Consider the following 13,882-nt stretch of genomic DNA (forward strand, 5'->3'; position numbering starts at 1 on the left):
ACTATGAATTAAGGAGTTGTCTGTATATATCGAGATCATCATCGCCAAAGCAGCAAAATGTTATGTCGAGCTCTACCCCCCTGCTCTGCAAGAAGTTTTTACAACTCGACACTGCGATTGATGCCGCTTCCTGTTTCGGGTAACGGTATACGCCTGTGCTAATGCAGGGGAAAGCGATGCTGCGTATATCATGCTCCACAGCCAACTTTAGGGATTCCTGATAGCAGCTTTTCAATAATTCCGCTTCGCCATGATCGCCACCTTTCCAAACGGGACCGACGGTATGAATGACGAACCTAGCTGGTAAGTTATAACCTTGAGTGACTTTAGCTTGACCGGTTTCACAACCGTTCAGTTTTTTACAGGCTTCTAATAACTCTGGTCCAGCTGCACGATGAATAGCACCGTCGACTCCGCCGCCTCCGAGTAACGACTTATTCGCTGCGTTAACAATCGCGTCCACAGCGAGATGAGTAATGTCGCCAGCATCTAATTTGAGCATACACTCCTCTATCATCTTTGTTTTTGCTGGTTGTATTTGTTGGCAAAGTAATCTTTAGCGGTAATGCTATAAACATCAGCTTCTTTACCGAACAAGGAAATTCGCTCGTCAAAAGTTTCACCAACGCGCTCCGCCACAGCAACTGACTTATCATTTCCTGGCTGGATTAAACTAATCATTCGGGTCAACTTCATGCGACCAAAAGCGTAACCTAACGCAGCTTCTGCGGCTTCAGAAGCATACCCTTTACCCCATGCACGCTTGTGTAATACCCAGCCAACCTCTTTATCGGGCCAGCCTTCCGGCTCGATAATGCCACACCGCCCGACAAAATCGCCCGACTCTTTTTCTTCAATAGCCCACTGCCCATGCCCATGGAGCACCCAGTGGCCTGCCATTGTTGCAATACTGCGCCAAGCGTCATGCCTACTCATAGGCTCGCCAGACATTAAATAGCGCGTAATATCAGGATCGGCCATCATCTCATAGTAATCTTCAAGATCAGACCGCTTGAAAACCCTTAGCGTTAATCGCTCGGTTTGAAGTGCGGGAATTCTTACAACATCAACTATATCCATACGTATACTCTTTTGACGTTTATTCACGAAAAAGTGACAGGGATTTGATATCCTTACCCTTAGAGCGTGTTGACCTTTGATATTCAATTTTTGTTCAAAGCAAAAGCGCTCTGATCGCGACGCTCGTCACTTGGTTTAGTTATTCTAAACTTGTGGCGAGCAACAATGAGCAGTGCGCTTTTGATTGAATCCAAAGGACAGCAAAGGTCAACACGCTCTAATAATACATCTTAATAAAAGGAAAACGTATGTCACGAATTTTATTGGTAGTTTTCGGCTTGTTGCTATCTGCAAACGTTGCCGTCGCCTCAAACTGGGTCGGAGCTCTAGCGCCAACCTTTGAGTTAGAAGACCAGAATGGCGAAACTAAGAGTCTTGAAGACTACAAAGGTCAATGGCTAGTGTTGTACTTTTACCCTAAAGACGACACCCCTGGCTGCACGACTGAAGCAAAAAACTTCCGCGATAAATATTTGGAGTATCAAGCTTTAAATGCTGAGATCGTGGGTATTTCATTAGACGATGTTAGCTCGCACAAAGATTTTTCAAACGCTTACAAGCTACCTTTCACCATTTTGGCAGATGTGAATCAAGAAGCCAGTAAGGCCTATAAGGTGCTAGGTGGATTTGGTCCAATGGAATATGCCGAGCGTGAAACCTTTGTTATCGATCCACAGGGCAATATTGTGTACCACTACCCTGACGTAGATCCAGATACCCACGCAGAGGAAGTCTACAAGCAATTGAAAATCCTGCAGAAAGAGCTAGAAGGTTAACTTTTTATTATTGTTCAGAGATTAGTTGACGAATATCGTCAATGATCGCAATCGGGGCGTGTTGCTGCAATGACTCAATCTTATGCGCCCCGTAAGTCACTCCAACACCATGCGTTCCCGCGTTTTGAGCCATCTTTAAATCGTGCGTGGTATCACCAACCATCACCGTCTGCTCAGGTTTCACATCAAAGTGTTTCATTAGTGTGTGCAACATCGCAGGATCGGGCTTACTGTTGGACTCATCACTGGCAATAGTCGTATCAAAAAAATGTTTGAGTTTTGACTCATTTAAGACACGGTCAAGACCATGACGCGCTTTCCCTGTAGCAACAGTTAGGTAGTAACCCTCTTCTTTTAGATGGCTCAATACATCCTCCACGCCTGCAAACACTGGGCTTGGCGTTTTGTCCCCCTCGACGTATTGATAGCGATATTCTTCGGTGATCCAGTCGTGATCATCTACCTCAGGAAAAAGTTTACGATAGCAATTGCCTAAACTTAGGCCAATGATCGAGCGAACCTCTTCATCACTTGGAACAGGCAGCTTTAAATTTCTTGCGGTGGTTTGCATCGCTGAAACAATTCGCCCAGTCGAGTTCATTAAGGTTCCGTCCCAATCAAAAACAATCAATGGCGTTTCGAGAGTTAACATATAGTTTCTGCTCTAAGCTATTTTCGTAACTGATCGATAGTGTGTTGAAGATCGTCCGGTAGCGGTGCTTCCACTTTGATCGGTTTTTTATCTTCTGGGCGTACCTTAAACTCTAATGAATAGGCATGAAGGAATAAACGCTCGCACAAGCCATCACGTTTAAACTGCTGATTTAAAGTATCATCACCGTATTTATCATCGCCAATAAGACTACACCCCACTGACTGCGCATGTACACGAATCTGATGCGTACGCCCTGTTATGGGCTCAGCTGAGACCAAACTTAAGTCTTGGAAGCGTTCGACCACTCTAAAGCTGGTTAAACAAGGCTTACCATCATCACTGACTCGAACCAGTCGCTCACCGGATTTAACCTGAAACTTGCGTAATGGTGCATCGACAAATTTTTGCTTCGCAGGCCAAGCTCCTTTTACTAGCGCCCAATAGCGCTTTTGAATTTTCTTTTCTTGCAGTTGCTTATGGATAAAACGCAAGGTGCTTCGACGCTTTGCAATCATCAAACAACCCGATGTATCACGGTCGAGACGATGAGCCAGCTCTAAGAATGGCGCTTTCGGCCGCAAAGCTCTCAGCGCTTCAATCACACCAAAGCTCATACCGCTACCGCCATGAACCGCCATACCAGAGGGCTTGTTGATGACGATAATGCGATCATCTTCATGAATAATGGCATCTTCCAACGACTGCACAACGTTTAGTTTCACAGGAACTTCTTGCTCGCGCTGTGCTGTTTGGACTGGCGGGATTCGTACCGTATCCCCAGCTTCAATTTTATACTCTGCTTTGATACGCCCTTTATTGACGCGCACCTCACCCTTACGCAACATTTTGTAAATGCGTGACTTGGGAACGCCTTTAAGCGTTTTCATCAGGTAATTATCAATGCGCTGCCCTTCTTCTTCGGCACTGACTTCGACGAATCGAACTTTTGGGCGGGTATCTTTACTCATCGGCCGCAACTATACCTGAAATTGCCTAAAAACAACACCTTGGGCTACGCTATTATGATAAAGATAAAAGTAGCCAATTGCCTTCAGAAAGCTGAAAATCAAGAACTTAAATATAATAGTCGTTGCTGGAATCCATATATCTGTTTATAATACCGAAACGGAGATCTTAGTGCTCCGATGAGAAGCGAGGCGTATTGGTATAAGAACAATACCAATCAAGAACAGAGCCTCACACGATATTGGTGCTGGATGTAAACCCACAAAGCGTTTAACGCATGGTTATACCAACACCCCCGAAAGAATTTTATGTAATAACACCGGACACGGTGGCGTAACAGAATCGTAGAGCTGAGAGTATAGTAGCTGAATATCACTCCCTTCTTTTAAGGGTGGCATTCAGGAGACAACTAGAACACAGCTCGGTTAGTTTGGCTTCTTCTATGCACAAAAGCGGTAAGACGTGGAATAGCCAAACAGGAAATAAGTGGTTAATTTTAAGCGTGGAAAGACAACTCAATGCAAGACTCTACAGTCGGATCAAGTTTGTCACAATTAAGCCAAGAAGTATTGTCTAAACAATAAGTTAGACGGTATACCTCACTCTATTCCTTAAATTCTGTTCTCGCTCTCACTGTGTTCGCAGTTTAAAAAAGAGAGTTTTTATACAATGAGACGTATGTTAATTAACGCAACTCACCATAACGAAGAGTTGCGTGTTGCGATGGTCGATGGCCAACGCCTATATGATTTGGATATCGAGCTAGCAGGAAGAGAACAAAAGAAAGGAAACATCTACAAAGGCAAAGTGACTCGTATTGAGCCAAGCCTTGAAGCCGCTTTTGTTGATTATGGTGCAGAACGACATGGCTTCCTTCCCTTGAAAGAAGTTGCTCGTGAATACATGCACAACCCACCTAAGAAAGGTCGCCCCACCATCAAAGATGCCTTGAAAGAAGGCCAAGAAATCATCGTCCAAATTGACAAAGAAGAGCGCGGTAACAAGGGTGCAGCCCTAACCACCTCTGTTAGTTTGGCGGGTAGTTATTTGGTGTTGATGCCAAACAACCCTCGAGCGGGAGGTATTTCTCGCCGTATCGAAGGCGAAGAGCGCTCCGAACTTAAACAAATTATGGGACAACTGGCTGTACCTAAAGGAATGGGGTGTATTGTAAGAACTGCCGGTGTAGGTAAAAGCCTAGAGGAAATTAATTACGATTTCGGTTACTTACTTGAGTTCTGGAAGAACATCAAAGAGGTATCAAATACACGCCCTGCCCCATTCTTGATCACACAAGAGTCTGACGTCATTACTCGTGCCATTCGTGATTATTTGCGTCCAGATATTGGCGAAATCATTGTGGATCGTAAAGAAGTCCATGACCGCATAAAGACCGAACTGGGATACCAGCGCCCAGACTTTGTGAACAGAGTGAAATTCTACAAAGATGAAATCCCTCTATTCAACCGCTATCAAGTCGAAAGTCAGATTGAAAGTGCTTTCCAGCGTGAAGTTCGTCTGCCATCGGGTGGCTCAGTTGTATTTGACCAAACCGAAGCCTTACTATCAATCGATATCAACTCCGCTAAAGCAACAAAAGGCGGCGATATCGAAGAGACAGCGCTGCACACCAACAAAGAAGCAGCCGAAGAAATCGCACGTCAACTGCGTCTACGTGACATTGGTGGCCTGATTGTTATCGATTTCATCGATATGGGCCCTCCTCGCAACCAGCGTGAAGTTGAGAAAGTACTGAAAGAATCTGTTGCACGTGATCGTGCACGAATCCAAATTGGTCGAATTTCTCGCTTCGGCTTATTAGAGATGTCTCGCCAACGTTTGCGCCCTTCTCTTGAAGAGTCAAGTCAGCACGTGTGTCCTCGCTGTAGTGGCTCAGGGGTGATTCGTGGTACAGACTCGTTAGCTTTATCAATCCTTCGTTTGATGGAAGATGAGGCAATGAAGGAATCAACAGCTGAAGTGCAAGCTGTACTACCAGTTGAAGTCGCTACCTTCTTATTAAATGAAAAGCGTCGCAAAATTGAACAAATTGAAAAGCGTCAAAAAGTTCGTTTAGTTGTAGTACCTAACCCACACATGGAAACGCCTCACTACGAAGTGCTCCGTGTTAAAGGCGGTGAAACTCTAGAAGATAATAGTTACAGCCTGATTGGTAAGCCGCCAGAGACAGAGCTTGTTAAGAGTACGACTCAGCCTGTGCAGCCTCTAGATGAGCCAGCTCTGAAAGGTCTCAAGCATAGCGCGCCACCTCCTGCGCCAAGTAAGAAGCCGAAGAAAAAGCCTAAAAAGCAAAAGCCTGGTTTATTCAAGCGTTTGTGGGATGCCCTTTTTGGTAACGATGACAAAAAGAAGAAAGGCAAAGGCAAGAAGCACGGCAAAAACTATAAAGGCAAAGGTGGTCACGGCTCTAACCGTAAAGATAACCGCAACCACAATAATCGTCGCGGTAACTACAAAGGTAATCGTGGAAGAAACGATCGTCGACAAGATAACCGTGGACAGAACCAGGGCAAAGATAACCGCAATAAGCAACAAGACCAGCGCAAGCAAGACAATCGTCAGCAAAAGCAAGGTCAGCAACAGAAGAGCGGAAATCGCCACCCACACAATCGTAAACAGGGCCAGCAGAAGCAAAACCAGCAGCAGAATGCTCAACAGCAAAATCAGCAGCCGGTAGAGCAACGTCCGCCAAGAAAAACTCGTGCTGAGCGTCTCGCATCGGTTCAAACGCCTGCATCTGAGCAACAGAACGTTCAGCAGCAACAGCCGAAAGCGGAGAATCAACAACAAGCGACTAAGCCGCAACAATCTCAAGAGAAAGCTCAGCAACGTGAGCAAACTAAGCCTCAAGAGAAGCAGCAAAAACGCCCTAAAGCGAACCCAGAAGATATCATGGTTTACAAGGCGCACAAGTCACTTGAGCGAACGGTAAATGATGTGTTGAAAACAGAAGAGTTGCCAGAAGTCATTGATAACACGGTAGAAACACAGCCTACTCCTGAGCCTAAACCGTCGCAGGAAGCACCTCAGCAAGAAGCGATTAAGCAAGAACCTCAAGAAGCACCAGAGGCGAAAGCCGAAGACGCTCATCAAGAAGCTGATGCTAATAAAGAGCCCGCTGAAGTTGTCGGTTTAGAGCAAACTCAAGATGAAAAGCCGACCACTGTCGAGGCCAAGCCTGTTGAAGCAGAGGAAAATACGGTTGTCGAAAAGCAACAACCTGAAATAACAGAAGTGTCAGAAGGCGCGGTTGTTTCTCAGGAACAAACTTCACAAGTGAGCGACTCAAAGCCGGCGCAAGTCTCAAATGGCCACTTATCAACCAGCGCAAGCGCTCCAGCGAGCAAAGCGATTACGGAAGATGCCATTGAGCCGATTGCATTCAAGGCCCAACCTCATAGCTTTGATGGCGCTATAACCAAAACTTCGGACGACTCGTCTCGTGAACACAGCTCTTCACAAGCTGCAAAAACGAGTTCTTAAAGTCCAATAAATAAAAATCCCGCTAATTCAGCAGTGAGTTAGCGGGATTTTTTATGCCAGTTGCACTGTCACTATCTGTTTTGTAAGGCCCTTCCCTCTTTGCCAACGTAATGCAATTTATAGAGCTGTTGGTGAATCCGTCCGTTATGGAACGTCACTCTGAATACGCTCCCATAATCCTTTTCACTTAACAAAACCGTCGGCTCGACATCCAATTTTTGACCAGCATAAGTAATCGTAAAATTCCCGCCCAGTGCTTTTATGATGTTCGGTACCGTATTTGAATGCCCGGCTACCAATACGGTTTTACCGCAATGTTCTCGTTTAATTGTAGCGATCAACTCATCTGTTTGCTTGGGATCGTAACTCGTCTTATCGGTTTCAATAAACTCCAAGGTTTCATAAGTTCTTTTATAGGGGGTATAAAAGGCATGACTCACATCACTAATCATAGGGAGTTCAGCGAGCTGCTGCGCTTGTGCTTTTCCAGCCTTTGTTAGGCTTGGGTCTTTAGTACCATCTTCTTGTTTCTCTAAATGACGTAACACGAATACATCATAGTCTTTACAGCTGTTTTCTGCTCCTGCAGCATTTGCCTGCATGGTATCGATGGCGGTGGTTACACTAATTATCATTATAATAAAAGGTTTCATAAGTTCTCCTCAGCACAGTTTGGCTTGACACCCTATGCTAATCTATATGGTTAAGCTTTGACAAACACTATACATTTTTGCATTAAATCGCTATATTTAACTTTAAAAAAGAGGGAGTTACGATGCATGTAAGAGATTTAAACGCTGGTGATATCCTACTTTTCTCACCCGAAGAAGGTAGCTGGATATCCAAAGCAATCACATGGCTTACTGACGCCCCCGTCAGTCATGCTGCCATGACCTATCAAATTCCAACAAAACTGGTCGAAGAGACACCGCCGGCTGTTCGCATTGCAGAGGCCACCATGCGCTTCCCTGGCCGCACTGTACATGTTATGCGCCTGAACAAGCCCATTGACGATTTTAAACCGGTGATGGATGTTGCCGCTCGTTACCTGAATGGTGAAGCGCCCTATGCCATGAATAATCTCTATCTGGTAGGCATGCTTCTAATCTATAAAAAGTTCACTCCAAGCGATACTACACAAAAGATTATTCTCCGCATTTTAAAGCGTCTCACAGAAAAGCTGTTGGATGCCATTAATCAGCATAAATACCCTGATAAACATCCCATGGTGTGTTCACAGTTTGTGTTCGAGTGTTATCAAGAAGCAGGAAAAGCCTATCAGCTGAGTATAAAGAGCGGTAACTTACAAAGTGATAATACGCGCTCAAGCCTGCTTCACAAAGCGTTTAAGCATAAACGTCAGCAAACGCTACTTGGAGCATTACAGTCTGAAAAGGCTACGGACGAAGAGCTAGCTCAAGAGCTCTACAAAGCCATGAATGACGAAACACTATTAGCTTCAGGCACCGTTTCCGATGAATTACTCGACGCTATTCACGACTTCGCACAAACATTACACGGCGTCAGCCAGCAGGTGGATTTAGACAAAGCCGATCCAAAGCAAGGCATTGCTATTCTACAGGCTCAATCTGCCATGTTCGTAACCCCAGGAGATCTACTGCGTCACTGTCCTGAGTTACGACACATTGGTGACATTAAGCTTAAATGATAGGACGACTGCACTATGCGACAATAGCTATCAGTATCTTACTGGTAGCTATTTTGCTGGCTGCGTCGAAAATTGTAACTCAGGCAAACTTAGTCCCAATCAAGACAGACCTAAGTTTTTACGATCTCAAAGATCCCGAGCAAATTAAGAATCTAAACCGTATTCATAACGTTGATATCTTTTTAACAAAAAAAACTCAACTGAAACAAACCCATAAACTGTACCGTATTCCTAATACCATTAAGCAGATAACTAACCCGCTTCTGGTGATTACTCCCGGTTTACTTGAAGAAACTCGCCTTTATCAACTCGAGCGAGGTAACCTACAACTGTTATCCAAAAGTACTCGTTATGACTTTAACAGTGCCCCGGAGTTTATGGCCTTTCAGCACTCGTATAACTTACAAAACATCACATCAAAAGAGCTCTACCTCTATGTAGAGCATTATCGTGAGACATCTCCAGTAGTGGAGATATGGGAATATGAGACCTTTAACCGATTAGATAACCAGTATAATCAACTCTATACCGCAATATTTTTTGGCATATTGCTGCTCATTTTAGTTAACGTATTTTTCTACCTCATTATTAAGCGACGGGAATACTTGCTCTATATTTTCTACAACAGTACCTTCTTAGTATTCCTGATGGGAAGCACTGGCTATATTTACCAATTCCCTGCATTATCATTTTTAGCAAACAACAAAAATACGCAGTTCGTATTTCTCTGTTTAAGCATGTATGGCCTATACAGCTTTACTCAAGCGTTTCTATCGACAAAAAAACTGGCTCCTGTCGAGCATCAATGTCTCACCGTCTTCCGAGGAGCGATGCTACTTTATTTCATTACGGGCTTTATCTTCTTTCCGATACCACAAATCATCGTCAACATGACGAATCTGACGCTAGTATTAGCGTTTCCGCTCTATGTTTGGTTAGTTGTAAAGCTACTACGTCGCTCAAACCGTCAAGCCTTTTTCTTTTCCTTAGCCTTTGCCCTGCTAATTCTTGCTGGCGTTTGTCGAATTCTGACGACGTTTGATATTTTGCCGATGAACTTCATATTTAGTCAGGGCTTTGCCATAGCATCACTGCTCGAAGCAACAATATTCACGCTGGGTTTAGCAGATCGAGTTTTACAGTTAAAGACTCAAAGAGATACTGCACAAAAAGAATACCTTGAGCGCTCTCAAGCTTATGAACTGCAAAAAAACTTTTCGACGTTACTGAATAACATTACCCAGAAACTTCACACCAGCAAATCACAGGAATATGAAACGATCGTCGTCTCGACTTTCCTTAAAGATTTAAGAAAAAGGATCAAGTTTGTTAGTGCAGCAGCTATCTATCAAATGGATGACAAAATTCATATTTACACTGCAACCAGCCAAGAGCGACAAAAGTATTCTCAGGTAATTAGAGACAACTCACTACAGATAAAGCGCCTGTGCGATTTAAAAGCTCCTAAGCGGCTTGAGGCCGATATCATCTACGAGGATATGTTCGTCATCCCTGTGACCATGCGTAGGCACGAGTGGAGCTGTTTAATACTCGAAGTAGATGATGACTTTAAACCGACCGAGTCTATGCTCGATTTTTTGCAACACTACGCTACAGAGCTCACTCGCTGCTTACTCAACATTGAGAGCCTGAGGCTAATTAAAACAAAAGCCGAAACTGATGACCTCACACGATTACTCAACCGAGGTGCTATTGTTGAACGTCTCGAACTCAACTTAGTTCGAGCACAGCGTAATAATGACGATCTGAGTATCGCATTTCTAGATGTTGATGATTTTAAAAATGTCAACGATACGTTCGGACACGAAACAGGCGATCGTTGCTTAAAAAACTTAGCCAACCTGTTACTGGAAGAGCTACCAAACAATAGCCTAATCGGCCGGTATGGGGGTGATGAATTCCTTATCATTCTTCCAAAAATTGGCAAATTTGAAGCTAAACGCTACCTTAAGATTGTCAGTGAAAAAATTATTCCCATGATCGTAGAAAATCAGACCTGCCGCTATACGATTAGCGTCGGCGTGTCATCACTTAAGAGTGATACAAAAGATAGTTTACAGCTGATCCGAGAAGCTGATAAAGCTCTATACGTCTCTAAGAATCAGGGGAAAAATCAAATCAACTTAGCAAAATAACGAGCTGATTGTCGATGATTATAGCTTATATATCTTCTAGGCTATGAACAAACTCCAGCCCTAACACTTCAATCCCAAGTGACTCGGCTTTTGTTAGTTTACTACCAGCTTTTTCACCAGCAATCAGCCCACTCGTCTTCTTTGACACAGAACCTGCAACCTTTGCCCCTAGCGACTCAAGCTTTTCCTTAATCTCCGCACGGCTTATTCCCTCAAAGCTGCCGGTTATGACGTAGGTTTTCTCTTTTAGGGGGAGCTCTTCATCAGATTTTTTTTCAATCTGAGGCCAATGAACGCCTAACTCCATCAGCTCCTGAACCTGTTGACGGTTATCCTCATTGTCAAAAAATGCGGTAATATGGTGCGCCACAATAGGTCCAACATCTGACACAGATTCCAGCTCGTCTTGAGATGCCTGCATTATGGCTTCAATCGTTAAGAAATGATTAGCAATATTTTTTGCTGTAACTTCCCCAACCTCTCGAATACCAAGCGCATACAAAAATTTAGGGAGTGTGGTGCTTTTGCTCTTTTCTAATGCGCTTAAAAGATTATCCGCAGACTTTTCACCCATTCGCTCCAACCCAACGATCTGCTCTTTTGTAACACGATATAAATCACTGATACTTTTTACGTAGCCTTTCTCAGAAAAGATTTCGACTAACTTATCCCCAAGGCCATCAATATCCATCGCTTTACGTGATGCAAAGTGCTTTAAGGCTTCATTTCTTTGTGACGAGCAAACAAGTCCACCGGTACAGCGAATAACAGCCTCTCCTTCTGCCCGCTCAACAGGTGACTCACATACGGGACACTCTAGCGGTGTTTCAATCGCAATAAGATTGTCAGGGCGTCGGTCCTCAATGACACTCACAACTTGCGGTATCACATCTCCCGCTCTGCGAATAATCACGTAATCATTAATCATCACGCCAAGGCGCTGTATTTCATCCATGTTGTGCAAAGTAGCATTACTCACCGTGACGCCACCAACAGATACAGGATCTAATCGTGCAACAGGGGTTAAAGCACCTGTTCGGCCCACCTGAAAGTCTACACCCGTTAACTGAGTAATCTCCTCTTGCGCAGGAAATTTGTGAGCTATCGCCCAGCGCGGCGCTCGTGCAACAAATCCCAGTCGCTCTTGAAGTGCTATCTCATTAACCTTATTAACCACGCCGTCAATTTCGTACTGCAACGAATCTCGTCGTTCTGAAATATCTTGGTAGTACTCCAGACAGCCATCAATGCCTTTTACAACTTTCACCTCAGAGGAGACTGGTAAGCCAAGCTGCTTAATTTGCTGTAGGCGGGCAAAGTGTTGTCCTTCTAACTCAAAGTCGTCTGACACTAACCCCATAGAGTAGGCATAGAAAGATAAGTTTCTCTTGGCCGTTATTTGTGGATCAAGCTGTCTCAAACTGCCTGCAGCAGCATTTCTTGGATTAGCAAAAACCTTACTACCTTGCTCTCTAGCTTCTTCATTGATCGTCTCAAACGATGACTTGAGCATGAAGACTTCACCGCGAACCTCAATACGTTTAGGAGGGTTCTCTATCCGTAACTTTAAAGGAATAGAGCGGATAGTTTTTGCGTTTAACGTAATGTTTTCACCTTGCGTCCCATCGCCGCGCGTTGCAGCTCTGGTCAGCACACCATCTTCATAGAGCAAACTGATCGCCAAGCCATCAAGTTTAGGTTCGCACACGTATTCAATGTCACCACTAAAAGCCAAACGGTCAATCACACGACGATTAAAGTTAATCATTTCGTCGTTATCCATAGCATTATCTAAGGACAACATCGGCAACTCATGTACAACCTCTGCAAAGCCAGAGTCAGGTTTCGCACCAACGCGTTGTGTTGGAGAGTCTGTAGTGATGAGTTCCGGGTGCTCTGCTTCTAGCTGAGTCAATTCTCGATAAAGCCGGTCATATTCCGCATCTGGAACAGAAGGATCATCAAGCACATAATATTGATAGTTATAATCGTTAATAAGAGAGCGTAACCGCTCCAACTCTTTTGATACGTTGTCGGCTTTATTCGTCATAACGAGTGGTTATTTATTGAGAAGTTGTTTACGTTCGAACTCAACAATTTGTTCGCGATGATGCGATTCAATTTGTTTGCTAAAGTTACTCTTTGTCGCGTCTAAGACATAACCGCCTAACTCTTTAGTAATCCCTTGAGCCGTTTTGACCATCAAATCATAGGCTTTCATCGGTTTTTTCGGGCCAGGTAAGGTCATAAACAATGCGAGACCTCGAGTTTCTAGGTCATCAACTTTTTTCAGGTCAAAAATACCGGGCTCGAAGGCATTAGCTAAGCTAAACTGTACAGCACCACGGCCGTTAGCCTGCGCGTGACGGTGGAAAATATCCATATCACCATGACGCATGCCCTGCTCGACCAATGACTGAATTAACTCAGGGCCTTTGAATGGTCGTTCTTGTTCCGCAACAACAAATAATGAAAAGATAAGCTCAGGTTCAGCTTCAATCGACGGTTCTTCTGTATCTTCTGGATCATCAAACAGGGACGTTTGTTGTGGCTGCTCAACCGTTGGCTCTTTCTTGGCTTCTTCGAGCTTTGTTTGATCTTTCTTTAAACTTTCTTTGGTGAACTCAAATAAGGCATCATCGAGTACAGGAATATCGCTTTCCGAAATCGTCGGCTCGACTGGACCAGAAGGCTCTGTCGGCTCGAGATTAGAGGTTTCTTTTGTACTTTTTTTTGCAGCAAGAGGTTCTTCAGGTTTGGCCTTCTCTACCTGTGGTTCTTCGCTAAATCTTGTGGCCGTCTCAGACTCCAACTCACTTGATATGCCCTCTCTTTTCAGTGGTTCACTAGACTCCTCTAACTCGTCTCCAACAACACGGACTTGTCCGATACCATCGTCATCAAACCCTGCATTATCTCGACTTTTCTCAAGTCGCTCCTGATACAGCTCACGCTCGACACGCTCTTTTCTTACTCTTGTGCGACGCTTTGCATCAAAATAAATAAAGCCAATAATGACCAGACTGACTAAAGCTAGCAATATTGCGAGTTGCCACTCCATTAAATCACCCTTACC

At 44.2% G+C, this 13,882-nt stretch carries 11 protein-coding genes; 4 read left to right on the top strand and 7 right to left on the bottom strand.

Translation table 11 applies throughout. From position 1 onward, the window contains the following. Nucleotide 1: 1 nt before the first annotated feature. Together KFK88_RS10185 and KFK88_RS10190 are read right to left on the bottom strand one after the other, a co-directional pair. Nucleotides 2-502: an O-acetyl-ADP-ribose deacetylase gene (locus KFK88_RS10185; RefSeq protein ID WP_223579244.1), complete on the bottom strand. Its 501-nt coding sequence runs from the start codon at nt 500-502 to the stop codon at nt 2-4. Nucleotides 503-513: 11 nt separating this feature from the next. Then, nucleotides 514-1,080 carry a GNAT family N-acetyltransferase gene (locus KFK88_RS10190; RefSeq protein ID WP_223579245.1) on the bottom strand — a complete coding sequence of 189 codons (567 nt, stop codon included), beginning with the start codon at nt 1,078-1,080 and terminating at the stop codon, nt 514-516. Nucleotides 1,081-1,328: 248 nt separating this feature from the next. On the opposite strand from KFK88_RS10190, the gene KFK88_RS10195 reads away from it, so the two are divergent. Continuing rightward, nucleotides 1,329-1,856 carry a peroxiredoxin gene (locus KFK88_RS10195; protein ID WP_223579248.1) on the top strand — a complete coding sequence of 176 codons (528 nt, stop codon included), beginning with the start codon at nt 1,329-1,331 and terminating at the stop codon, nt 1,854-1,856. A gap of 7 nt (nt 1,857-1,863) precedes the next feature. Here KFK88_RS10195 and KFK88_RS10200 read toward each other — a convergent pair whose 3' ends face one another. Further along, complete coding sequence (locus tag KFK88_RS10200) at nt 1,864-2,508, bottom strand: HAD-IIIA family hydrolase (RefSeq protein ID WP_223579251.1); 645 nt, start codon at nt 2,506-2,508, stop codon at nt 1,864-1,866. Between the two features lie 17 nt (nt 2,509-2,525). Then, the gene (gene rluC, locus KFK88_RS10205) at nt 2,526-3,479 is read right to left on the bottom strand and encodes a 23S rRNA pseudouridine(955/2504/2580) synthase RluC (protein WP_223579254.1); all 954 of its coding nucleotides are present in this window, start codon (nt 3,477-3,479) and stop codon (nt 2,526-2,528) included. 667 nt (nt 3,480-4,146) lie between these two features. Here rluC and rne point away from each other — a divergent pair. After that, nucleotides 4,147-6,981: a ribonuclease E gene (gene rne / locus KFK88_RS10210; protein ID WP_223579257.1), complete on the top strand. Its 2,835-nt coding sequence runs from the start codon at nt 4,147-4,149 to the stop codon at nt 6,979-6,981. Nucleotides 6,982-7,052: 71 nt separating this feature from the next. Here rne and KFK88_RS10215 read toward each other — a convergent pair whose 3' ends face one another. Beyond that, on the bottom strand, nt 7,053-7,634 hold the full coding sequence (locus tag KFK88_RS10215; RefSeq protein ID WP_223579259.1) for a histidine phosphatase family protein: 582 nt from the start codon (nt 7,632-7,634) through the stop codon (nt 7,053-7,055). Between the two features lie 122 nt (nt 7,635-7,756). Between KFK88_RS10215 and KFK88_RS10220 the strand changes: the two genes are divergently transcribed. Further along, nucleotides 7,757-8,650, top strand: coding sequence for a hypothetical protein (locus KFK88_RS10220; RefSeq protein ID WP_223579262.1), 894 nt, complete (start codon nt 7,757-7,759; stop codon nt 8,648-8,650). After that, nucleotides 8,647-10,806, top strand: a complete 2,160-nt coding sequence (locus KFK88_RS10225) for a diguanylate cyclase (RefSeq protein ID WP_223579266.1) — start codon at nt 8,647-8,649, stop codon at nt 10,804-10,806. Before KFK88_RS10220 ends, KFK88_RS10225 begins: the two co-directional genes overlap by 4 nt. A 25-nt stretch (nt 10,807-10,831) precedes the next feature. Here KFK88_RS10225 and ligA read toward each other — a convergent pair whose 3' ends face one another. Next, entirely contained in the window at nt 10,832-12,856 is a 2,025-nt protein-coding gene (gene ligA / locus KFK88_RS10230) for an NAD-dependent DNA ligase LigA (protein ID WP_223579269.1), read from the bottom strand. Nucleotides 12,857-12,865: 9 nt separating this feature from the next. Continuing rightward, nucleotides 12,866-13,867: a cell division protein ZipA gene (zipA, locus tag KFK88_RS10235; protein WP_223579272.1), complete on the bottom strand. Its 1,002-nt coding sequence runs from the start codon at nt 13,865-13,867 to the stop codon at nt 12,866-12,868. Nucleotides 13,868-13,882: the final 15 nt, after the last annotated feature.

The organism is Kangiella taiwanensis (genome assembly GCF_020005165.1).
GTDB lineage: Bacteria > Pseudomonadota > Gammaproteobacteria > Enterobacterales > Kangiellaceae > Kangiella > Kangiella taiwanensis.